The organism is Chitinophaga costaii (assembly GCF_900094705.1).
In the GTDB taxonomy this organism is placed as follows: Bacteria; Bacteroidota; Bacteroidia; order Chitinophagales; family Chitinophagaceae; genus Chitinophaga; species Chitinophaga costaii.
This window is the reverse complement of the sequence record NZ_FMAR01000001.1, coordinates 90,736-113,833: the sequence shown is the minus strand read 5'-3', so window position 1 is coordinate 113,833 and position 23,098 is coordinate 90,736. Positions and strand designations below refer to the sequence as shown.

Annotated in this window: 18 protein-coding genes; 12 read left to right on the top strand and 6 right to left on the bottom strand. The window is 42.5% G+C overall.

Going from position 1 to position 23,098, the window contains the following annotated elements:
- Positions 1 to 8 precede the first annotated feature (8 nt).
- From GA0116948_RS00445 to GA0116948_RS00400, 8 genes are all read left to right on the top strand, one after another.
- Positions 9 to 776 (top strand): DUF4097 family beta strand repeat-containing protein, encoded by a 768-nt coding sequence (locus tag GA0116948_RS00445; protein ID WP_123891665.1) that lies wholly within the window; start codon positions 9 to 11, stop codon positions 774 to 776.
- Positions 777 to 839: 63 nt separating this feature from the next.
- Positions 840 to 3,287 carry an outer membrane beta-barrel protein gene (locus tag GA0116948_RS00440; RefSeq protein WP_165798305.1) on the top strand — a complete coding sequence of 816 codons (2,448 nt, stop codon included), beginning with the start codon at positions 840 to 842 and terminating at the stop codon, positions 3,285 to 3,287.
- Positions 3,288 to 3,924: 637 nt separating this feature from the next.
- Positions 3,925 to 4,659 (top strand): response regulator transcription factor, encoded by a 735-nt coding sequence (locus GA0116948_RS00430; RefSeq protein ID WP_089707884.1) that lies wholly within the window; start codon positions 3,925 to 3,927, stop codon positions 4,657 to 4,659.
- A 160-nt stretch (positions 4,660 to 4,819) separates the two neighbouring features.
- A complete protein-coding gene (locus GA0116948_RS00425; RefSeq protein WP_165798304.1) occupies positions 4,820 to 5,323 on the top strand; it encodes a 4'-phosphopantetheinyl transferase family protein in 504 nt (167 codons plus the stop codon).
- A gap of 519 nt (positions 5,324 to 5,842) precedes the next feature.
- The gene (locus GA0116948_RS00415) at positions 5,843 to 6,133 is read left to right on the top strand and encodes a tyrosine-type recombinase/integrase (protein WP_089707876.1); all 291 of its coding nucleotides are present in this window, start codon (positions 5,843 to 5,845) and stop codon (positions 6,131 to 6,133) included.
- A gap of 504 nt (positions 6,134 to 6,637) precedes the next feature.
- On the top strand, positions 6,638 to 7,411 hold the full coding sequence (locus tag GA0116948_RS00410; RefSeq protein WP_089707874.1) for an SDR family NAD(P)-dependent oxidoreductase: 774 nt from the start codon (positions 6,638 to 6,640) through the stop codon (positions 7,409 to 7,411).
- 33 nt (positions 7,412 to 7,444) lie between these two features.
- Positions 7,445 to 7,879, top strand: a complete 435-nt coding sequence (locus GA0116948_RS00405; protein WP_089707872.1) for a MarR family winged helix-turn-helix transcriptional regulator — start codon at positions 7,445 to 7,447, stop codon at positions 7,877 to 7,879.
- A 63-nt stretch (positions 7,880 to 7,942) separates the two neighbouring features.
- Positions 7,943 to 9,145, top strand: a complete 1,203-nt coding sequence (locus GA0116948_RS00400) for a hypothetical protein (RefSeq protein ID WP_205686010.1) — start codon at positions 7,943 to 7,945, stop codon at positions 9,143 to 9,145.
- A gap of 611 nt (positions 9,146 to 9,756) precedes the next feature.
- Here GA0116948_RS00400 and GA0116948_RS00395 read toward each other — a convergent pair.
- A complete protein-coding gene (locus GA0116948_RS00395) occupies positions 9,757 to 10,530 on the bottom strand; it encodes a Fic family protein (protein WP_262486982.1) in 774 nt (257 codons plus the stop codon).
- Positions 10,531 to 10,536: 6 nt separating this feature from the next.
- The gene (locus GA0116948_RS21380) at positions 10,537 to 10,830 is read right to left on the bottom strand and encodes a Fic/DOC family N-terminal domain-containing protein (RefSeq protein ID WP_205686008.1); all 294 of its coding nucleotides are present in this window, start codon (positions 10,828 to 10,830) and stop codon (positions 10,537 to 10,539) included.
- 363 nt (positions 10,831 to 11,193) lie between these two features.
- On the opposite strand from GA0116948_RS21380, the gene GA0116948_RS00390 reads away from it, so the two are divergent.
- The gene (locus GA0116948_RS00390) at positions 11,194 to 11,952 is read left to right on the top strand and encodes an SDR family NAD(P)-dependent oxidoreductase (protein ID WP_089707870.1); all 759 of its coding nucleotides are present in this window, start codon (positions 11,194 to 11,196) and stop codon (positions 11,950 to 11,952) included.
- 122 nt (positions 11,953 to 12,074) lie between these two features.
- Here GA0116948_RS00390 and GA0116948_RS00385 read toward each other — a convergent pair whose 3' ends face one another.
- The 4 genes from GA0116948_RS00385 to GA0116948_RS00370 form a co-directional block, all read right to left on the bottom strand.
- Positions 12,075 to 13,559, bottom strand: coding sequence for a SusD/RagB family nutrient-binding outer membrane lipoprotein (locus GA0116948_RS00385; protein WP_089707868.1), 1,485 nt, complete (start codon positions 13,557 to 13,559; stop codon positions 12,075 to 12,077).
- Positions 13,560 to 13,591: 32 nt separating this feature from the next.
- Positions 13,592 to 16,750, bottom strand: a complete 3,159-nt coding sequence (locus tag GA0116948_RS00380; RefSeq protein ID WP_089707867.1) for a SusC/RagA family TonB-linked outer membrane protein — start codon at positions 16,748 to 16,750, stop codon at positions 13,592 to 13,594.
- 303 nt (positions 16,751 to 17,053) lie between these two features.
- Positions 17,054 to 17,935: an AraC family transcriptional regulator gene (locus GA0116948_RS00375; protein WP_089707865.1), complete on the bottom strand. Its 882-nt coding sequence runs from the start codon at positions 17,933 to 17,935 to the stop codon at positions 17,054 to 17,056.
- A 95-nt stretch (positions 17,936 to 18,030) separates the two neighbouring features.
- Positions 18,031 to 18,909 (bottom strand): helix-turn-helix transcriptional regulator, encoded by an 879-nt coding sequence (locus tag GA0116948_RS00370; protein WP_089707863.1) that lies wholly within the window; start codon positions 18,907 to 18,909, stop codon positions 18,031 to 18,033.
- Between the two features lie 222 nt (positions 18,910 to 19,131).
- Between GA0116948_RS00370 and GA0116948_RS00365 the strand changes: the two genes are divergently transcribed.
- The 3 genes from GA0116948_RS00365 to GA0116948_RS00355 are packed head-to-tail and all read left to right on the top strand — an operon-like array spanning position 19,132 to position 23,016.
- The gene (locus GA0116948_RS00365; RefSeq protein ID WP_089707861.1) at positions 19,132 to 20,043 is read left to right on the top strand and encodes a dihydrodipicolinate synthase family protein; all 912 of its coding nucleotides are present in this window, start codon (positions 19,132 to 19,134) and stop codon (positions 20,041 to 20,043) included.
- Between the two features lie 8 nt (positions 20,044 to 20,051).
- Positions 20,052 to 21,593 (top strand): aldehyde dehydrogenase (NADP(+)), encoded by a 1,542-nt coding sequence (locus tag GA0116948_RS00360; RefSeq protein ID WP_240619099.1) that lies wholly within the window; start codon positions 20,052 to 20,054, stop codon positions 21,591 to 21,593.
- Between the two features lie 10 nt (positions 21,594 to 21,603).
- On the top strand, positions 21,604 to 23,016 hold the full coding sequence (locus GA0116948_RS00355) for an aminopeptidase P family protein (RefSeq protein WP_089707858.1): 1,413 nt from the start codon (positions 21,604 to 21,606) through the stop codon (positions 23,014 to 23,016).
- Positions 23,017 to 23,098 lie beyond the last annotated feature (82 nt).

Here is a 23,098-nt window from a genome sequence, read left to right as displayed (position 1 = left end):
CCGGAGAAATGAAATACAGATATATTACAACTGCCATTTTTTACGTGGTGATGGTGACCGGCCTGTTGCAGGTATCATCCGTGTTTGCACAGCGCCAGGTAATTGCCCTGCAGCCCGGAAAACCCTGGCGCCTGGAAGTTGGCTTGTATGAAGGCGATATCAGCATTCAGGGATATGCCGGAAATGAAATTGTAATAGACGCTGTATTCCCGCCAAAAAATTCCGGTGAACGCATCGAAGTACAAAAAGGCGACGATGGATTGATAAAAATAAGCACGCCGTTGTTGAGTCCGCGTTGTGTGCTGAAACTCAAAATACCGGAAAAAAATGTTGCGGTAAAATTAGGCACCGTGCTGAATGGAAATATCGAATTAAGCGGTGTACAGGGAAACGTGGAGGTGGATAATGTAAGCGGTAACCTACTACTAACAGGCATATCCGGAACGGTTTTAGCCAATACGGTAAATGGAAACGTAACGGTAAAAATGACTAGTGTAAAACCTGGTACCCCGCTTACATTTTCTTCTGTATCGGGCGCCATCGACGTATCCCTGCCGGCTAATATCAATGCAGACGTACGGCTTAAATCAGATATTGGTACACTGACCAGCGACTTTGATGTGGAAGATAAAAGTAAACAGAAGCTCATCTTTCAAAACCAGCGCAGTACAGCGATGGGAGGGAAGGGATGGCTGGGAGTAAAAATTAATGCCGGCGGTACAGATGTACTGATTACAAATGTAAGCGGCAATATTACACTCCGGAAAAACCATTAGCATAAAAGCAGACGTGTTGTTAGCCGTTTTCATTGTATGTTATTATCCTTCAAAACTATTCTCATGAATTGCAAACGTATCATTTGCCTCCTGCACTGTTGTTTCCTGTTAAGCATTCCGGCCATTGCGCAACAAGTTGGTACGGTGAGCGGGACTGTGTTGGCAGCAGATCATTCACCGGTGATTGGCGCCAGGGTGGAACTTTTTAAACAGGACAGTGTTGTAGGCGTGATCGCTGCGGGCGAAGACGGCGGCTTTAGCTTTACGAAATTGTCTTTTGGCGCGTATAAACTGCGTGTTGGCGCCATGGGCATGGCTGGTTACCAAAGCGAAACGCTGTTGGTGTCGGCAGATTATCCGGAAGTTAAAGTACCTGCCATTGTTTTAAAAAATGATGCGAAGGAATTAAAAGCGGTAAACATCACCGGGAAAAAAGATTATGTTGAAAATAAAATTGACAGAACCATTGTAAATGTAAACAGCCTGGCATCTAATACCGGCGCTAATGCACTCGAAGTATTGCAGAAATCGCCCGGCGTAAGCGTGGATGGTAATGATAATATTCTTTTTAAGGGAAAAGGCGGTGTATTGGTATTGATCGATGATAAGCCTACGTATTTATCGGCAACAGACCTGGCCGCATACCTGCGCAGCTTGCCGGCAAGCGCACTCGAACGTATTGAATTAATGGATAACCCGCCGGCACAGTATGATGCCGCCGGCGCTGCCGGCGTGATTAATATCCGTACAAAGAAAACAAGGAATGCAGGCTTGAACGGTAATGCGGCCGTAAGTATCGGGCAATCGTTTTATCCGCAGGCTAATGAAAGTGTGAATTTAAATTACCGCGTTAATAAAATAAATTTATTTACCAGCCTTTCATACGGCTATAATCAGGCATATCGCAAACTGGAACTTACCCGTGATTATTTCGACAAACAAGGAGTGCCTTTATCTTATATCAATCAAACTTTGTATTTCAGACCCAAAAACAATAATGGGAATGTAAAAGCAGGACTGGATTATTATTTATCGCCACAATCCACGCTGGGCGTCGTTTATACAGGTACCTATTCTTCTTCAAAAGATCATAGCCCGGTTTACAGCAACTTATTTAATGGCGCGAGGGAGCTCGATTCTGTTATTGTTGCAGATAATGTAAACAATAGAAAATTCAGTAACAACGGGTTTAATCTCAATTATAGTCATCGTTTCGACTCCACAGGCAAACAACTCAATGTAGACCTGGATTATGTACGCTATTCGGCTGATGCTGATCAGTCGTTCAACAATGACTTTTACTCGGCTGATAAAACGTATAACAGGAGTGAAAAAACAATTGCCAATCTCCCGGCGGCTATTAATATTTATACAGTAAAAGCTGATTATACCCACCCATTCCGGAACAATGCCAAACTGGACGCAGGTATTAAATCCAGCTATGTGAGTACCGATAATGCTGCTAACTACTTTAATATAGTGAACAACACGCCTGTTGTAAATTATGATATAACCAACCGCTTTTTGTACAAGGAAAATATCAATGCCGGCTATCTGAATTTTAATAAAAGTTTCCGGCGTATTGAATTACAGTTAGGATTACGGGCTGAGAATGCCAATATTGAAGGTAACCAGCAGGGGAATAAAGAGCGCCCTGATTCTACTTTTAATATTCATTATACGAGTTTGTTTCCATCTGCATACGTGTCTTACAAGCTGGATACGGTAGGTAAGAATACGCTTATCCTGTCTTACGGCAGAAGAATCGGAAGACCATATTACCAGGATCTGAATCCTTTTGTACTGTTGTCTGACAAGTATACTTATTCATCCGGCAATCCTTTTCTCCGGCCGCAGTTTGTAAATAATTTCAAGCTGGCCTTTAATCATGGCAGTACTTATTCCTTTGCGGTGATTTATACACACCTGAAAGATTATCAGAGTGAGGTGGTGCAGCAGAATGGTAACATTTTTATCAATAGCCGCGATAATATCGGAACAGTGGATTACCTGGGATTTGCTACCAGCCTTTCTCTGAAGCCAGCCAACTGGTGGTCTGTATACATTTATGCAGATGTATTCAACAATAGCTTCAAAGGTATGCTGTATACCGAAAAACTGGATATTTCGGCGGTGGCAGCCTCCGTGGATTTTTCCAACCAGTTTGTTTTAGGTAAGGGATGGAGTGCTGATTTTGGCGGTTACTATTCCACAAAGCGAACTAACTCGCAGTTTACCGTAGACCCGCTGGTACAGCTGAATGCGGGTGTTCAGAAAAAAATATGGAAAGACAAAGGCGTGTTGAAGTTAAGCGCGCGGGATCTCTTTCATTTGTATGAAAACAACGGCGCTATTGGCCATATGCCAAATGCGAGAGGAACTTTTCACAATATCTACAACTCTGAAGTGGTTACCCTTGGCCTGAGCTATAATTTCGGTAAATCATCGGATGGTGGTTCGAAAAGGAAATCCGGAAGTTCTGAAGCAGAACAGGAACGTATCAGGAACTGAATATAAGTTCATATGAATTGGCTGGTATTGCCCCTATATCAGCGAAAATGTCATTAAACGATGCCTGCGATCTGCAGGCATCGCTACCTTCTTCCCCTAAATGCACCTTTTCCCCGCTACTAAATAAAATTTTTCTAGTATTGTACACCCCAGGATATCCGGTGATATTAATGATTTTGATCATTTTTTTGCTGGATAACAGTGTTTTTTATATATAAAATAGATATTTTATTAGTAAAAACTGCAATTATGGTTTCGTAATTTTACGATTGCTGTTTTGAATTTTTCCTTTATTTTTAGCAGGAACTTAAGCCCCATTTATGTTATCCTGGTTCATTGCTCAAAATAATCGCGAAGGTGAAGCATGTCGTTTACGTGCAGGTCCGTAAACGGTGCGAATCGTTTGTTATTGTTTGTAGTTGTTTTTTGTACTTATAGCTGGCAACTGAAAACCTTAAAAATTGCCATCTGTCTTTTATGAAGCATTGAATTAGGATAGCCATTTTAGAGAGCTTACAACATAAAAGCATTGCATTGTTAGTGTTAGCTGATACAATGATAGTAAGGTGGCTTGCCAACTAGCAGCGCCATGGTCCCACGTTTTACATATTGGTAATTAACCCGTAAATAATTTAACATGGAGCTGATTAACCTGGGTATGGTAAATGAACATACTGTCTTTAGAGAGTTGCTTAAAGCTTATTTTAGTACAAGAAATATAGACATGGTATTGCATGTAGGCAGTGTAACAGAGTTAATGGGTGGTTTAAAAAGAACGCGTGTAGACCTCCTGCTGATGGATACGTTGCTGATTAAAGCCAATGGCAATGACATAATCCGTATGCTTCGTGACCAGTATCCGGGTATGAAAATCCTCGTTATATCATCAGGCAACGATATGGATATTATGGTGGAACTGCTTGACTTAGGTATCCATGGATGTATTTCAAAAGATGAGGAACCCGAAGAGTTGCTACGGGCGATAGTTTCTGCCGCCAACAATAGAATTTACAGAAACAGCCTGTTTACAGAAGCCCTCTACTTCAACAAAGAGCATAATCTTAATACGGAAATCGACGAAACTATTTACCTGCTCGACAGGAGGGATAAGGTGGTATTACAGTATTTATGGGAAGAGAAGAGCAATAAGGAGATTGCGCAATCCTTTTCTTTAAGTGTGAGATCTATAGAAAAAATACGGCAGGATATGAAAGAGAAGCTGGGTGTAAAATCGACCATAGGGTTGCTTAAATACGGCATTGATAAGGGTATTATCCAGCCGGGGCTGATAAAGAGTTTTATGCATCCACAAACCTCCAACGATAAATCACTGCACAGGTATTCCGGAAGAGGCGTTAATAAAAGCTGGTAAATAAATGCCATTGAAAATTTATTACGTGTATTACGCCCGGCAGTTGCCCTTATCAATTTTTACCTCACTCATTGAGGCTTTACCCCGCCCCATGCAACAGAAGGCACATTCCTTCCGGCGATGGCAGGACGCGCATGCCTTTGTTTTAGGAAAACATCTTTTGCTGTATGCGCTGAAGAAAAATGAGTGTATGACCGGACTGGCTGATATTGAGTATAATAGTTTTGGGCGTCCGTTTATTCCGGGATGTGTTGATTTTAATATCTCACATGCAGGCCACCTGGTTATTTGTGGAATCAGTGATAGCGGGCCGGTTGGGGTAGATATAGAATATCATCAGCCAGTGGAGCTGACAGATTTTGCCAACTGCTTTTCCCATGCGGAATGGAATAGTATTCAGCATAGCAATGGTTCCATTAGCCGTTTTTATGAGTACTGGACGGCTAAGGAGGCCATTCTTAAAGCGAATGGCTGCGGTTTAACAGACAACCTGACAGACCTTGAGGTGAATAACCGTACGGAAGTTTTATTCGAAGGAGTTGTTTGGTATTTACATAAAGTAGCAATTTTTGCAGATTATAGTTGCAGCGTTGCCTGCCTGCATCCCCACATAGCAATAGAAGTATTTCCGGTGGAAGTGTTGCGCCATTTTTTAAGCGTTTGAGCCTCTTTTTGGCGGCCACGCTGCTGTTTAACCAATGATTAATCCTTGCCCCTGCGGTGAAATTCATCCAGCTTAGTTATTAATAATTTTGATTTCTCCGGATGAAATTTCCTGGCGAAAATAGCATCCGAATCCAATATTTTATCGAAGTCCTGTTCCGTCAAAATGGCGGGCTGTTCCCTTGTAATATCCCAGTCGATATACCGGAGATGTTTTCCGTAATCAGTAACGGGTGCAGTACCACTATCCTATATGGTTGTTTCCTGGTGTTGCCGGATCTGTTCTCCAAACGGGGAGTTCATCACTGCTGTTTGAATAATCAGCTCATCGGGGGAGTGGGTATAGGTGTAAAACCGCTGCAGTTCTTTGTTGGCGGCAATATGTCGGTAAACATATTTTATACAATCCTGTATTGCGTTTGACCAATGTTAAGTGATGTCAGGATAAGTGAAGTTGAAACAATTTTGGTTAACTTAAGACCGCTACAAAGAAAGCCCGTATTGCAATTTATACCACCGTTTGCTGCCCGTTAATAGTAACCAGCGGTATAATGCCTATCTACAAGAAATAGCTACCGTATGCGGTATTCAAAAGCATTTAACCACGCATACCGCGCGGCATACTTTTGCAACCACGGTGACACTTGAAAATGATGTGCCGATAGAAACGGTAAGCCAGATGTTGGGGCATAAATGTATCCGCACTACGCAGATATATGCCAAGATCATGCAACAGAAGGTTAGCAATAATATGAAGGCTTTACGCGAACGCCTGGCAGATAGTAAGCCGTGTTATGGTTGTTTTAAGTAAACTTAGATAAGACTGGTAAATAGATCGGAAATCCCAAGGGGATCACCATAAGGGACAAATCTTTTTTAGAAAGGTTTGTCCCTTTTTCTTTTTGGCTCAAACGCTGCTCCAGCGCATATAGATTATTTCTCTTCAATTTTCCCTAATGAAGATACAGATATAGATGTTTTACCTCAAACTCAACAACTTGAAGATAAAGAGCAGGAATTGTAAGTGCTATGCTCGTTTAACCTGGTAAGAGGCATTACTTTTAGCCACCTTCTATAAGGTGTCAATTGTGAATAAAAATATTGATTGATGTGCATGTTTGAACACTTATAAGCGCAGAAATTCCTGCCCCAAAAATGTATTGGGAATAGGTCTTACAGCACTGAATTCCATGTAGCCAATGGTTAGTGTACTATATAAAATACATATAGGCATGAAATAATTTATATCAATGACGCGTCATTGATGATTAATCATTATCTTTGCAAGACTTATTGTTTATAAAATATTTTCAATATGGAAAAAAGATTTGAAGCCAAAAGAATATTCGTCACTGGTGGTGGTTCTGGGATCGGTCAAGCTACTGTAACAAGACTATTGTATGAAGGAGGGTGGGTAATCGCAGCTGACATTTCACAAAAAGGACTTCAAGAGACGATAAAAATAGCAACGGAATTGGGTGTTGCCCAACATTTGAGAACTTTGGAAATTGACTTATCCAACGAGCTGGAAATTGAACAAAAACTTGGAAGTGAAATTGAAAGCATAGGAGGATTGGATGTGGTTGTCAATGCGGCAGGTATCCTCCGTGCAGCCCATTTTCATGAAACTACTTTGGAACTTTGGAATACGTTGATCAAAACAAACCTGACAAGTACGTTCTTGGTTACCCAAAAAGCGCTACCGGCATTACTACAATCGGGAAAAGGAGTGATCATAAATTTCAGTTCCACGGCCGCCAACTTTGCACATCCTTATTTTGCCGCATATGCAGCCACAAAAGGCGGAATTCAGGCGTTAACCCATGCTATTGCTGCCGAATATGCATCAAAAGGCTTAAGAGCAGTCAGTATTGTTCCGGGCGGGATACAGACCGGTATGACAAATGAAGGCTCACTTAAATTTCCAGATGGTATAGATACTTCGTTATTTTCAAAACAGGTGGCTGCACTGCCCGGAGGTTTAGGTTCTCCGCACGCTGTAGCCGCCGCCATTGCTATGCTGGCATCAGAAGATGGTAGGTTCATCACTGGCACGGAACTGAGGATTGATGGTGGCGCCCATATGTAATTTTTATCAGGTAATTATTGTATCAGTAGTATTATGAGTAAAAAACAGAGAGAGAGCCTTTCACTCAAACATCGATTTGGAGTTGAAATTTCGGAAGCATATAACACATTAAACGACAAGGCGCTAGAGTTCTTTGCAGAATTTGACATAACGCCCCAACAATATAATGTTATTGCGATCCTGCATTCCGCAGGGGCTCTATCAACCTCGGATATCCTTGAATGGATGCTGGAAAAAAACGCTGGAGTGTCCCGGTTAGTGGATAGATTGGTGAAGAAAGATATGGTCAGCAAAGAACCGAACAAAACCGATAGAAGATTGATTAAAGTCAACCTGACAGACCGTGGTAAAAAGTTATATGAGGAGATAGGAAAACAGATTCACAGATTAGAGGATCATGTTATAAACCTGACAGAAGAAGAATTGCAACAATTGGTTTCATTACTGATTAAGTTCAATTCAGATTGAGGCCAAAGTCTGTAAAAGGATTGTCAACAAGCTTGCACAACAATCCAATAAAAATAGTTAAAAATGACAAAATTACAGGTACCGAAAGCCACAAAATACGGTTTATTACTGATTTCGCTAATCCAGTCTCATACTAGCAAAGGAAGTGAAATCACTATCAATAATACGAAAGAATATAAGGTTGAACAACTAAAAAATGCAAACAACATGAATTATAGAGGAGTAGTATACGATGTCGGACTACAGTTTAGTCCTGGACCATTTTCCGTTGATCCTTTCAGCCCGGAACAGGTGAAACATGATATGAAGGTGATATCGAAAGAATTACATGCCAACTCGGTACGTATCGAAGGAGAAGAAATCCAACGTCTTGTAGTGGCTACAGAAGCAGCGCATGAAGCAGGGTTAAAGGTTCTTTTTAACCCATGGAAAATGAATGCAGATGCTGAGGAAACGATTAAGTACATGGCACAGGCCGCAGTTGCGGCTGAAAAGCTAAGAAAGAAAGGAGTCGATCTTGTTTTCGTCGCCGGGTGTGAATATACTATTTTTAGTCAGGGCGCGTTCCCGGGCGAGACCTTTAACGATCGTGTCATGTTTATGGTAACCAACGGTGGCGTTCCGGGGCATGGTCCTGAAAAGACACGGGCAATGGATGACGCGAACAAAAAACTCAATGAAATATTGGCTAAGATCTGCAAAGGCGTTAGGGCTAATTTCAACGGAAAAATTACCTATTCGTCAGGAACATGGGAAGAAGTAAACTGGGATCTTTTCGATATCGTAGGTATAGACTACTATCGCAGAGGTGAAACCGAGGAAGAGTATTTGAGAAAATTAGAACAATATAGATCAGATAAACCTTTATTGGTAATGGAAGTAGGAAGTTGCGCCTACGAAGGAGCAGCAGTAAAAGGAGATGGTGGGTTTGCCGTTTTTCAGGGAGTAAACCCGGATGGAACTATCATCTATCAGGATGGGATAATTCCTGTCCGCAGCGAAAAGGAGCAGGCAGACTATGTAGAGACGCAGGTTAATATACTAAGTAAAAGTGGTATCGAAGGCGTATTCGTTTATGTTTTTGCTTTCCCGATTATGCCATTCAGTGAGGAAAAGGGTAAAGATATGGACATGACCTCTTATGCACTGGTCAAAACATATCCGAAACACGATCCCCGCTTCCAAAAATTGCCCAATTGGGAATACAAAGAAGCATTTCACAGACTGGCCGATTTATATGGCAAAATGGCCGAAGCGCAAAATTAATTATAGGCAAAAGAACCAATAAAATCTAAAACTTCACAATAGAAAAGAAGTAAACTACGGCAGTTCCCAAAAGACAGTCCGGAAATGCTTTCACTAAAGTTGCAGACGGGGATTACCTTATGGCGGAAAGAATTACTCTCTTCATTTACCTGCTAACATTCCGGCAAAGATTTTTGGTCACTGGTAGTCTATAATTCAATTACAGCATCAGGCCTTGATAAAGGGGCAACCTTTCCCATCGCTGAATGAAATGGATAAACCTGTACAAAGTGCCGATGGGGCTATCTGATAATATAATACTATTTTAACATAAGGTCGGATTGTCATACCATCTCCGCCAATTTTCGTAGATCAAATAAAAAAAGGTTCGAGTTTTGTACCATAGGGATCACAAACGAGGATACTGTTTAAGTGTCCTCGTTTCTATTTCAAGACTATAGGTTAATCCCCTTCAACCTGCTAAATATAGATCGAACCATAGTACCTCAAAAAATTTCCAGGAATTCCCATTTTAGCCCTTTTCTGATATGGAGTTCGATAATATCAGAAGGTTGATCTACAGTACACGAACGCTATAAGCCCAGGATGATAAAGTACTATAGACGCTTTTTTTATGAATCATTTCTTATTAGCACATTAAACAACGCTTTATTAATATAATAGTTATCCCGCCCAATTTTTTGCTTCATTAGAAGATTCAATTTTATTAATTCTTCCAGATATTTTACAGCAGTCCCTCTACTAACTTGTAAATCATTCATGATGTATACAATTTTCGTATAGGGATGTGAGAAAAGATTATTTAATAAATCCTGGCTATATATTTTAGGATGGTTGGAGCGGATACTTTCTTTGTATTGTTGCATCGCTTCCCGAATTGCAATAGTGGTTTCAATATTTTCTTGAGCTGTTACAGCAACGGCTTCTAGCATAAACAACAGCCACGGTTCCCAATCTTCGGTGTTTCGTACTTGTTGCAGCAGCCGATAATAGTTCGCTTTGTGCCTTATAATGTAACGACTGAGATAGAGTACCGGAATTTTAAGCAGGTTTGTTTTAATTAGGTAAAGAATATTGATAATTCTTCCCGTTCGCCCATTTCCATCATAAAACGGATGGATGCTTTCAAATTGGTGATGAATGAGTGCCATTTTAATAAGGGGATCAACCGGACATAACTCATTATCATTGATGAACTGTTCAAGATTGGTCATTAATTGAATAATGTGCTCATAATCTTGTGGTGGCGTATATATAACTTCTCCGGTTCGTTCATTTAGTAATTTAGTGCCAGGTTGTCTACGAAAGCCCGCCCGGTTATGCTCAATGAAAGCTTGAATTTCCAATATATGATTATTGGTAAGGAGTCCGGTTTTCTTAACCAGTTCAAATCATTTTTGTAAGGCTCTGGCATACGAATGGACTTCCTTAGCGGCGGCAGTTGCAAAGTTGCCTGATGCCCAGTCACTCTGATATATCTCGTCAAATGTGGAAATAATGTTCTCTATAGCTGAGCTTTCCCGGGCTTCTTGCAATACTAATGTGTCTATCAGGATTCTTTCATTTGGTATGCTTGCAGACACGCCCTTAAGTTCTGCCAGATAGCGATGTGCGACAGCCACCTTCTTCAAAATAGCCTTGGTTTCAATATCCATTCCTGGTGGCAATAGGGGAATCGTGTACATTTATTGAGCTATTTTTGATTACATATTACAAACATAACCAAAAAAATGACATTTTTTGATTGCATTTTGCCGACATGAGCCTAAACATGCTTATGTACACATTAATTAAATTATAGCATTTAAATTAAAGTAGTCACATCAAAGCTGTCTGTATAGGATATAGCAGCAGAATAATTTATTAGAACATATTAAGCAAAAGCTTCAAATTATCCACAAAAGTGTTCGAGAATTTTACCATCAAATATGTACCGTCTCCTATCGCATAGCCATATGATGTTTAACGTGCCAACGCTTTTGCCCTTCCAATTCATTATATTTACTATACAAGCGAAAAAACTCATTTATTTTTAATTGCTTAATACCATGGCAGAACAACTTAACAATACAGTAGCCATCATTACAGGTGCTTCCAGTGGAATTGGTCAGGCAGTGGCTATTCGTTTGGCAGCAGCAGGTGCCCAGGTAGTATTGGTGGCACGGCGTAAAGACCTGCTGGAGAAGCTTGAACAACAGATTAAAGCAGCGGGAGGTATTGCGTATGCTATCGATGCGGACATTACATCATCGGAAGCGGCAGACAAAGTGATCGCGCATACAATAGAAAAATTTGGCCGGCTGGATACATTGGTCAATTCCGCAGGTGTAATGCTGAATGGCCCATCTATTACCGCTCCCTTATCAGAATGGGATCAAATGGTAAATATTAATTTGCGCGGGTTAATGTACATCACCAAGGCTGCGCTGCCATACCTGCTTGCTGCTGTATCAACCAGTGCACGTAAAGTGGCCGATGTTGTAAATATTTCCTCGGTGGCTGGGCGTGTAGCAACAGCAACCGTTGCCATATACAATGCGACTAAATTTGCGGTAACAGCTGCCACGGAGGCCTGGAGACAAGAATTTACGAAGCAATCATTGCGTTTTTCTGTGGTAGAACCCGGCGCTACCGCCACCGCATTATTTGAGCAAAAAGAAGGGCAATGGGAAGGTTTTAAAGCCAGGTTCGGTGACTTAGAACAATTGCATGCGGAAGATATAGCCGAAGCGGTTGCCTATATCGTAACGAATCCAAGACGTATTGCGATCAATGAAATAGTGATCCGTCCAACAGATCAGGCGTAGTATATTTCACGATAACAGCAAAGTGCTGCATAAAAAAAGCACTGCAGCATTCACATACTGCAGTGCATAGCGCAAATAGTTTAAAAATATTCTCAAGTATACCAACTAAGAACAAGCCTGCATTAATGCACGCCAGTACGGGTATCCCACCATACCTGCTTGCCCCAGAAATAATCATTATTATCCAGCCCCGTTAGGTGCTCGCTTATATTTTCTCCATTTAACGTTAGTTCCGAGTTAGGATATGGATACCTGAATGGGGGTCTGTTATGACTGCCATGGTAGTCATAGGGCACAGCACTCATAACCGGAACATCTGTTCTCCTAGTTTCACTCCAGGCTTCTGCGCTTTCTTTAAAAATGGCCAGCCATTTTTGCAGGTATACCTTTGTTAAATCTGCGGATGTACCGGACCAGGCCACGGAAGGCTTAGCAAGGTAGGCACTGTAATCGGTGATGCCATTTTCCTTCATGGAAGCTATAATACCTTTCTGATATTCACTTTCAGCATTTCCACTAGTAATAAGGCCCTTTAATAAGGCCTCCGCCTTTATAAAGCAAATCTCTGAATAGCGCATAAAAGGTGAGAAGCCTGCGGCAGTATAACCGAATTTAACGCCTATTTTAGACACCGTACTTACTGAAAAACTGCTGGACGGCTCGCCTGACTTTAAGCCTGCGTAGTCATTTAACCCTGGGTTAGCGGGGTCTGATAAGGTTGTCCGCTGTGCATACACCGGTAGCCTGGGGTCATTGTAAGCTTTAAGCGTATCTATCACTGTGGAGCACATGGCATAGTAATTGGCGCTGCTCGTTAAATAAGTATACCAGGGATCATTATAAGGCGAGGCTCCTACCCATTTCAGGGATACATTTTCATCTTCATTCAAGGTGGGATAATCGGCGCTGTTATCCAGTACGCTTTTCAATACACTGGCGGCTTTGTCGGGTGCTACACCGGATATTCTTATGGCTAGCCTTAAGCGTAACGAATTGCAGAAGCGTTGCCATGCTTTTACATCTCCGCCCAGTAATATATCGCCGCCTCCCAGGCCGTCAATGGCGTTTTGAGTGAACAGGTTAGCGGCTGTTTCCAGCTCCGTAAACATGGCATTATACACTTCCTCCTGTGTATTATATGCCGGACGGGTTACCCCTTCTTCTCCCTTAAAAGCCTCCGTATACGGTACATCTCCCCACATATCCGTTAAATATTGAGCTGCATATACTTTGAGCGTAAGCGCCACTGCCTGCATATTCAAACTACCATCCGCAGCAGACTGGTCGACAATCTTTTGTAGATCGTTCATGGCATAATATAAGCTGCTCCAATGGCCAGCAACAATTTCATCCCTGTATTCGTAACTGGCAGCAATGGCAATACCGGGGGCCGTGTGTCCTGCGTAAAAACCTTCATAAAAAATCCCAAGCCTTTCCCCAAAAAGGGTGGCTGCAATGGAATAGGTAGAATTGGCCAATACATTGGTAGAAGGTGCTGTAGTGGGTTTGTTGGGGTCTGTATTCATCTCATCGAAATTCTTTGTACAGGCCGCCGCCATCAGGCAAATGCTGGTTATTATAAAATATTTTATGGTTGTTTGCTTCATGTTTTAATTAATTTTTGTTGACCAGGAATGTATTAGAAACCTAACTGTACTTTCAAACCTATGCTACGTGTGGAAGGCAGGTTATACATTTCCACCCCAAGGCCACCGTTGCCAATGCCTAAGCTGGTTTCAGGATCTATATGTACAATATTGGAAGGGTCTGTATATAACAAGGCCAGGTTACGGGCTACAATGGACACGGCTGCGCTGTTCAAGAATTTGTTACGCTTTACCGGGATTTTATATCCAAGTGCTAATTCTCTTAGTTTAATATAGGTGCCTTTTATTAAAGAATTTTCATGAAGGTTCCATACATAACCGCTTCTAAAATAATCTTCCGCACTTACCCTAATATCATTGGCCGAGCCATCTTCTTTTACTGCATCTACGATTAAGCCCTTTTCCCGGATACCATTTTCCACGGTATTGATGGCGGTTCCGTTGGCTTGGTTATGCCAAAGGGTGTAGGAGAAAATATCGCCGCCCCACCGCATATCAACCAAAAAACTCAGGTTGAAATTCTTATAAGAAAAAGAGTTATTAATGCCACCTGTCCATTTAGGTAAAGCATTGCCTATAGGTTGATTGGATACTACTTCTGGTAGGCCGGATGCATCTACTACTATTTTTCCTTGGTCATTTCTCTTATAGGCACCGCCCAATATTTCAGCATATGGCTTTCCGGGAACAGCTTGAATAACCACATTGGCAGATCCCAGGTCATAAGATTCAATACCAGGATATAGTTCCACTACCTTATTCTTATTACGTGCCCAGTTAAGCATTACATTCCAGTTAAAACCACCTGGATTGTCAAAAATCTGTGCGCCCAGCTGTACTTCTATCCCTGCATTCTGAATTTTACCTGCATTAATCAAGGCGGAACCAAAACCGGTTGTGTTGGAAATGCCTACAGACAAAATTTGGTTTTTAGTGGCTGTTTTGTAGTAGGTCATATCAAGCGATATTCTGTTGCGGAAGAAGCGTAAGTCCACACCAGCCTCCGTAGAAGTAGTAATTTCTGGTTTTAAGTTTACCGGGGGTACCTTCCTGCTGTAGCTATACATGGTTACCCCATTCCAGGTAGTGGAAGAAGGGGAGTAGGTGGCTTTCGTCTGGTAAGGGTCTGTGTCGTTGCCCACCTGTGCCCATCCCAGTCTTAGCTTTCCATAGCTGAGTACATCAGACCGGATACCAAAAGCGTCGGTAAATACAAATCCTGCATTTACGGAAGGGTAAAAGTAAGATCTATTGCCTGCGGGTAGTGTAGAACTCCAGTCATTGCGCCCCGTTAAATTTAAGAACAGGTAGTTGTTATAGGCAACGTTGGCCGATGCATATACACTTTGGTTTTCTTTTTCAGACGTGTACATGGAAGAAGAAATATTTCCTTTCACATTGGCTATCGTGTACAGGTCTGGCACCGTAAGCTGTGAAGCACTTAACCACATAGACTCGTATTTATTTTTTCTCACGTTGCTTCCTATCACTCCGTCTATTCTTATGGATGAAGACACTTTCTTTTGCAGCAGTAACATCAGGTCCGCATTTGTTTCGCTGGTGGATAGTGCGGTTTGCTCAAACCGGCCGCCACTGGTGCTTCTTTTTGAGCGGGAATTCACGACGTTTTTCCGCCACTCAGTATAATAATCAGTACCTACAACGCCTTTTACAGATATCCAATCGGCCAATTTGTATATAGCATTCACATTTCCATATATACGGTGCCGGTCCATGGCGTTGGTATTTTTGTACATGGCTAGGTAAGGGTTATCTACTCCTTGCTGCCAGTTGTACGGATTACCCAATTCATCATCTTTATTCCAGTTTTGTTTTAACAGTTTCATGTCTATCTGTCTGCCAAACCAACCTCCTACCGACATGAATGGATTTTCAGAAGAGCCATAAGATCCTCTGGCTATATTATCACTACTCCTTATCAAGTAATTTACATTGGTTTCAATGGTTAGCCGGCTGGTGGGGGTGAGGGATCCGGAAAAATTAATTGTTTTTTGATCCAGGTCGTTATTAGGCAGTACCCCTTCTGCATGCATATTGGATAAGGATAGCCGGCCACGGGCGTTATCCGTACCTGCGGTTACCGCTACATTGGTATTACTGGTGATGCCGGTTTCAAAAAAGCTTTTTGTATTGTTTGGGTGTGATATCCAGGGCTGGTTTTTGCCGAAAAACTGATCTATTAACAGTCCCTTATTCATCCGTGGTCCCCAGCTTTCATCTATCATGTCATTAACGCCATTGCCCTTCCCGTCTACATAATTATAAGCATATGTTTTGGCATAATCCTGATAGGAGAGTTCCGGATGCGTTTGCTGCCATATGTATTCATCGCCATATAGTCCTTGCCCATACATGTTTTGATATTTAGGTAGTATATACACATCATCTCCCGTAAGAGAGGAACTTATATCTATACCCAACCGTTTGTTACTTCCTTTTTTCGTGGTAATGAGTATAACACCATTTGCTGCTCTCGATCCGTATAAGGCGGCGGCATTGGCGCCTTTCAGCACAGACATGCTTTCTACGTTTTCAGGATCAATATCTCCTGCGCCGGTGCCATAATCTACACCCTGTCCGGATGTTACGGCAGTGGCATCATTTAAGATGGGCACCCCATCCACCACAAACAGGGGTTGGTTATTTCCGAAAGAGCTGTTGCCACGGATCACAATTCTTGCGGATGCTCCCAGGGCGCCACTGGCGCTTGTAACCTGTACACCTGCAACTTTTCCCGATAGCTGATTAATAATACTTTGGTCTTTGGTTTTAGTAATATCTGCTCCAGAAATTTCCTGTACCGCGTAGCCGATGGCTTTTTTCTCCCGCTTTATACTCAGTGCGGTTACCACTACATCATTTAAGCTTACGTCTGTCAGTTCCAGTGAAATAGAAAGCACCTGGCCTACAGATTTTACGGTATCAAAGACGGTGCTTCTTCCCTGGTATCTGAAAGCCAGTACCTGCCCTACAGTGGCATTTATCTGGAAAGCGCCTTCTTCATTTGTTTGAACTACTTCCTTGGTATTTTTTACCAAAATAGATACGCCAGCCAACGGCCTTTGATCTTCGCCCGCAAATACCTTTCCGGTGATTTTTTGTGCGGTGGCGAAGCTTATACCTGTAAAACATGAAAAAAGCAGTAAATACAGAAACTTTATTCTGCTCATAAATTGGTAAATTTTTGAATGAGAAATTTTGTTATTGTGCGATGATGTTGGTTGTTTTTCCGGCCAGGTTGAAAATTTTAATCCGTTATGTACATAAGAGAATCCATGATGAATAACTGAATATTCAAATTAGTATTGATCTATGCTTGTGCAGTAGCTTATAATAATTGTTGGTTGATAGTTTGTTCCCCCTGTAGCTGCTTAATTATTCTTTTTGGTTGAAATAATAGATCCCGATAGATATACGGGTTTAATTCAATAAAAACTTTTATTTATAATCGCTTTTCACTGCATTAACGCGTATCACGCTATGTTTTTAGAGAAGGTGTCTGCATATTCCTTTGGATTGCAGCCCTTCAGCTTTTTGAATATCCTGTTAAAATGTGTGATATTGTTAAATCCACATGTATAGGCTATGCTACCAATGCTTTCATAAGAACCTCCTGTGAGTCGCTTACAGGCTTCATGAATCCTTACTTCATGAAGGAAGGAAATAAAAGTATGTCCAGTATGCTTTTTAAAATATCTGCAAAAGGCTTGTGGCGTCATATGCGCAATGCCTGTTATGTCATCCAGCTTGATATCTGTAGCAAAATGTTGCAGGATGTAATTATAAATTTTGCCAATCTTTACGCCCTCAGCTTCCCGCACGGTGAGCATTTCTGCGGAGTGCGTGCTGAAAGGGTGTAAATTTTTGAGCGATGCCAAATAAAACATTAATCCAAAGAAGGTAAATAATCGCTCAAAATTCTGACTGTTTATAACTTGTGTAATATGTTTTGCTAAAGTGCGCTGGCATACTATTGGCACTTTAAATCCTTCTTTGAATTTCTGTAACAATACTTTTACCGGTTCCATCTCCGGTAGTTCCAGCACAGCGGCTAATTTCCCTTTCGGATTAAAAAAGATAGTGGTGGCACGAATTTTTTTAGTGCTTTCCGGTACATAATAAGAAGGGTCATGCCGCAATACATGCGGAATGTTTGCGCCCAGGAAAAAGATATCGTCTGCTGTAAAAGGCTCCATCGTATTCCCTACTACCAGTGTTCCTTCCCCTTCCTGTATCCAGGTTAATTGTATTTCATCATGCCGGTGTAAATGCGTATAAAAAAAAGGTTGATGCTCTTTTTTTACGATTACAGATTGTTGAAAGGAGTGCGATATGGTAAATGGTAATACTTTCATGTGCGCAGTTGAAATTATTAAATAACGCGCGCATTCTTTTTAAAAGGTTAAAATATGTAAATGATACATCAATTAGTGGTTACGGTTTGCCTTTACTAGGCTATTTGAAGCTTATTCAGGTAAGAATCTACATATTCTTTTGGTGACATGTTTTTAATGCTTTTAAAAACCCGGTTGAAGTTAGTAATGCTGTTAAATCCTGTATTATAAGCCACCGCCGCAATGCTGTTGTGCTCATTGCCTACCAGTTTTTTACAAGCCTCGTTAATGCGTACCATGTTTATAAAGGAAACAAGGGTGTGCTGGGTATGCTTTTTAAAATAGCGGCAAAAAGCAGGCGGCGTCATATACACCAGTTTGGATACTTCTTCCAGGGTTATGGTTTGCTGGTAATGCTGCATTACATAATTATAGATAGTAGCAATGCGAATGCCTTCATAATCATTATAGGTAGCCTTTGGTTGGGATGACAGGGGCTTTAGTTGCTGTAGGGAAGCTATTTGTTTCAGCAGGTCAATAAAATGATAGAACTGTTCCAGCTCGCTCGTGTTCCTTACCAGCAGCATTTTAGCAGATATTTCCTTTACAGCCTCATCCGGTATGCGAAATCCGGTATCATGCTGTTGCAAAAATGTTTTTAAATGCCTCACTTCCGGAATAGAAAAGAAAGATCCTAACTGTGTATGTTGGTTAAAAAAAATGTCGATAGAATGTGTTTTCCTTTTGCCGGAGGTTTTACTATCTGCATCATTTTTAAATACATGCGATTGGTTCGTGCTGATCCAATAGATTTCATTGTCATGAAATGGGTGCATCGCATCATCGGCAATCAGTGTACCCTCTCCCCGGATTATCCAGGTTAGTTGTATTTCATGGTGCCGGTGCAGGTAGGGATAAAACTGGGATAGCGTTTCTTCTTTGGTAATGATGCTTTGATTATCCGTAACCGGCAAGGTGAATTGAAGAATTTTCATGACAATAGATTGATGGTTGACAGGCTTTTCCAATGTACAAAAATTATCCGTTTTTATAAAATACCCTGGCAAGTGGGTTAAAAAAAGTAAATAGTTAATCAAAATAGGTTAAGTAAACAGCCTGGGTGTAAACCTGGTTAATATGCGGTTATTCTTCATCAATTATCACAAATCTTGCTGCGGGCTGCCCCGATATTTTTGCTTTAAATAAGATTTATTGATATGATGGAATGGAAAGGTATATTTCCTGCATGTACAACTAAGTTTGACAAGGATGATAATTTGGACCTCCCCGCCATGGAACGTAGTCTAAAAACCCAGGTGAAGGCAGGGGTGGATGGCATTGTACTGGCAGGCACACTGGGAGAAAGCAGTGTGCTTACGTTGGCAGAACGGGAGGTACTCGTCAAATTTTCAATTGAAAAAATGGCTGGTGCAGTGCCGGTAGTAGTCAATATTGCGGAAGGTGCTACGGCAGCAGCAGTAAAGCAGGCCAAACTGCTAAAAGAATGGGGGGCAGATGGCCTCATGCTATTGCCACCCATGCGTTATAAAAGTGATAACCGGGAAACGGTTGAATATTTTAAGGCGGTAGCCCAGGCTACAGACCTCCCCATTATGCTGTATAACAACCCGATCGACTATAAAACAGAGATAACGTTTGATATGTTTGACGAGCTGGCCGAGCTGCCTACCATCCAGGCCGTAAAAGAGTCTACCAGGGATGTGGCGAATGTATCACGGATGATAAACCGGTATGGCAAGCGCTTTAAGGTGTTGTGTGGTGTAGATACGCTGGCCCTGGATGAATTATTACTGGGTGCCGATGGTTGGGTGGCCGGTTTGGTGTGTGCCTTTCCTGCAGAAACCGTGGCCGTTTACAGGTTGGCTAAAGCGGGTAAGATACAGGAAGCCATACAGCTTTTCAGGTGGTTTATGCCTTTACTGGAACTGGACATACACGTTAAGTTAATTCAATACATTAAACTGGCAGAAGCAGAAACCGGCCTGGGAACCGAAATAGTAAGACCACCCAGATTAACGCTGGTGGGTACAGAAAGGGAAAATACCCTGAAAATTATCCGGGACGCGATTGCTAACAGGCCCTCTTTATCAGACTACCTCTCCTTATAGTGATGCATATGCCAAGTGAAATAGAAGATGATATAAAGTTGCATATAGACACGGTCATGCAAAATGCGCAGCGTGCTTTTGCACTATACCGCCAGCTACCTGGCCGGCAGCGCTGTGCTTTCTTATATCGCATAGCGGAAGAGCTGGAATTACAGCGGGACAGGCTGGTGGAGCAGGCGCACCGGGAAACCTTTCTTTCCCCAACCAGGCTGCAATCGGAAATAGGCCGTACTACCCGCCAATTAAAAATGTTTGGCGACCTGATAGCGGAAGGAAGCTGGGTAGAAGCTGCTATTGATACAGCAGAGAACCAGGCTGCCCCTGCATCTGTAGACATCAGGAAAATGCAGGTACCCCTCGGTCCTGTTATTGTATTTGGTGCCTCCAACTTTCCTTTTGCTTTTTCTACGGCAGGTGGAGATACCGCCAGTGCCCTCGCCGCAGGCGCCACCGTAGTTATAAAGGGGCATCCCGCCCATCCGGAAACCTCCCGGCTGGTGTTTGAAGCGATTAAAACGGCCCTGGAGGCTACTAATATGCCGGCACATACGGTGCAGCACGTAGCTACCGGCGGAAATCATGGGGGCAAACTTTTGGTGGTGCACCCATACACCAAGGCTGTAGCCTTTACGGGCTCTCAACAGGTAGGTTTAACCCTGTTAGCCTATGCCAGGGAACGTATAGACCCTATACCAATTTTTGCAGAAATGGGCAGCGTAAATCCAGTCGTATTTTATCCGGATGCGCTTACCCGGCATGCAAGACAACTGGCCACGCAATACGCGCAGTCTATCACTATGGGCGTGGGCCAGTTTTGTACAAACCCCGGCCTACTCATGGGGATACAGGGCCAGGCATTACAAAACTTCCTCCTGGTATTAGGCATGGAAATGGGCCGCACTGCCCCTCAAAAAATGTTACATACCGGCATAGCCCATCACTATGCTACACGGGTAAAAGAGATAGTAGCACGCCCTGAAATAACGGTATTAACACCCACCCCACCACTACCGGCTGCCGAAGGGGAAGGGGTGCCTGTTTTGGCCAGCATCGAGGCAGCAGATTTTTTACAGCATACCCTGTTTACCCATGAAATATTTGGCCCCTTTTCTTTAGTGGTGATTTGCCAATCAGCCGCACAGCTTCAACAGGTGCTACAGCATGCAGGCGGGCAGTTGACAACCACGATGGTGGCTACGGATAGTGATATCACCTTTTTTGCAGAAACAATCGCATTCCAGCAAACGGTGAGCGGAAGGGTTATTCTGAACCAGGCACCCACCGGCGTGGAAGTTTGCGCCAGTATGGTGCATGGAGGGCCCTATCCCGCTACCACCGATGCCCGATTTACCTCCGTAGGCACCAGCGCTATCAAAAGATGGGTACGGCCCGTATGTTATCAAAATTTTAAAGACAGTATGCTGCCGGATGCACTGAAAAATAGCAATCCATTAGGTATTTTACGGCTGGTTAATAACCAGTATACAAGAGAAGGGGGGCTGCCGGTACAGGCAGTACCACCTGCATCCCTCCATACAGACGCACATTAAACGCTCCGATATGCAACAGCTGTTTGAAAAAGAAGTTTACGTTGAAAGAAGGCATATTTTAAAAAAAGCGATAGGTAAGGGCATTATTCTTTTAACCGGCAACGCAGACAGTCCTATGAATTATACAGATAATTACTATCCCTTCCGCCAGGATAGTAGTTTTCTGTACTATTTCGGACTGGATATACCCGGGCTGGTGGGCATTATAGATGTTGAAAAGGATGTGGAGGCAATATATGGCAAGGAAGCAGACCTGGAAGATGTTATCTGGACGGGGCCCATGCCTACTTTACAGGAGCTGGCCGCACAGGTGGGCATAAGTATGGTTAGCCCGTTAAAGGAAGTAGCCGCATTCTTGCAATCTGCTATCCATCATAAAACGGCTATTCATACCTTACCTTTTTACCGGGCAGACAATAAATTACGGGTGAGTAGCTGGCTGCAAATGCCCATTGATTTGGTGGAGCGCTATATTTCCGTACCGCTCATAAAGGCCGTAGTGGCCCAGCGGGAGGTGAAGCAAGCAGTTGAAATTGCAGAAATTGATAAAGCCGCCTCCATCAGTGCCGAAATGCATGTAGCGGCTATGCAGTTTGCCCGGCCCGGCATGTATGAGTATGAGATAGCGGCTAAAATGGAATATGTAGCCCTGGCGGCAGCCGGCCGTTTATCCTATCCCACCATTCTCACCATCAACGGGCAAACCTTGCATAATCACTATCACGGCCATAAAATACAAAAAGGCCATATGGTGCTGGCAGATGCCGGCGCAGAAAATGTCATGCATTATGCAGGCGATCTTACCCGCACCTTTCCAGTTGATACCGTTTTTACCGCTAGCCAACGAGATGTGTACAACGTGGTATTAACTTCTTTTGAAGCAGCAGTAGCCGCATTAAAACCGGGTGTTGCATTTAAAGATATTCACCGGCTGGCCTGTGTAAAGTTATTGGAAGGTTTAAAAAACCTGGGGATTATTAGGGGAGACGTGGAAGCAGCCGTGGAAAAAAGCGTGCATACCTTATTCTTTCAATGCGGCCTGGGACATATGATGGGATTAGATGTACATGATATGGAAAATCTGGGAGAAGCATATGTAGGATATACGGATGCCATACTGCAAAGAAATGAGTTTGGATGGAAATCCCTACGATTGGGCAAGCCACTAAGTGCCGGTTTTGTACTCACGGTGGAACCGGGTATTTATTTTATTCCACAGCTCATAGATAGTTGGAAAGCGCAAAATAAGTTGGGTGATTTTATCAATTATGAACAATTGGAAAACTATCGCTTTTCCGGTGGCATACGCATAGAGGACAATTTTTTAATAACACCTACGGGTGCCCGCCTGCTGGGGCAACCCCTGGCCAAAACCGTGCAGGAGATAGAAGAGATGAGGTATGCTGCCCGGTACCAGGCATAGGCTGCCGTATAAGCAACCCTTCACCAATAGCTATACCATAGGGATAGCGTTTACTTTTTCACTTAATAGTTTATGGTAAAGA

Excerpts from the sequence above, each read along its gene's own strand:
- GA0116948_RS00430 (WP_089707884.1), top strand. The coding sequence starts at position 3,925 with ATGGAGCTGATTAACCTGGGTATGGTAAATGAACATACTGTCTTTAGA.
- GA0116948_RS00390 (WP_089707870.1), top strand. The coding sequence starts at position 11,194 with ATGGCAGAACAACTTAACAATACAGTAGCCATCATTACAGGTGCTTCC.
- GA0116948_RS00445 (WP_123891665.1), top strand. The coding sequence starts at position 9 with ATGAAATACAGATATATTACAACTGCCATTTTTTACGTGGTGATGGTG.
- GA0116948_RS00355 (WP_089707858.1), top strand. The coding sequence starts at position 21,604 with ATGCAACAGCTGTTTGAAAAAGAAGTTTACGTTGAAAGAAGGCATATT.
- GA0116948_RS00365 (WP_089707861.1), top strand. The coding sequence starts at position 19,132 with ATGATGGAATGGAAAGGTATATTTCCTGCATGTACAACTAAGTTTGAC.
- GA0116948_RS00385 (WP_089707868.1), bottom strand. The coding sequence starts at position 13,559 with ATGAAGCAAACAACCATAAAATATTTTATAATAACCAGCATTTGCCTG.
- GA0116948_RS00370 (WP_089707863.1), bottom strand. The coding sequence starts at position 18,909 with ATGAAAATTCTTCAATTCACCTTGCCGGTTACGGATAATCAAAGCATC.
- GA0116948_RS00380 (WP_089707867.1), bottom strand. The coding sequence starts at position 16,750 with ATGAGCAGAATAAAGTTTCTGTATTTACTGCTTTTTTCATGTTTTACA.
- GA0116948_RS00375 (WP_089707865.1), bottom strand. The coding sequence starts at position 17,935 with ATGAAAGTATTACCATTTACCATATCGCACTCCTTTCAACAATCTGTA.
- GA0116948_RS21380 (WP_205686008.1), bottom strand. The coding sequence starts at position 10,830 with ATGTACACGATTCCCCTATTGCCACCAGGAATGGATATTGAAACCAAG.
- GA0116948_RS00360 (WP_240619099.1), top strand. The coding sequence starts at position 20,052 with ATGCCAAGTGAAATAGAAGATGATATAAAGTTGCATATAGACACGGTC.
- GA0116948_RS00405 (WP_089707872.1), top strand. The coding sequence starts at position 7,445 with ATGAGTAAAAAACAGAGAGAGAGCCTTTCACTCAAACATCGATTTGGA.
- GA0116948_RS00400 (WP_205686010.1), top strand. The coding sequence starts at position 7,943 with ATGACAAAATTACAGGTACCGAAAGCCACAAAATACGGTTTATTACTG.
- GA0116948_RS00410 (WP_089707874.1), top strand. The coding sequence starts at position 6,638 with ATGGAAAAAAGATTTGAAGCCAAAAGAATATTCGTCACTGGTGGTGGT.
- GA0116948_RS00440 (WP_165798305.1), top strand. The coding sequence starts at position 840 with ATGAATTGCAAACGTATCATTTGCCTCCTGCACTGTTGTTTCCTGTTA.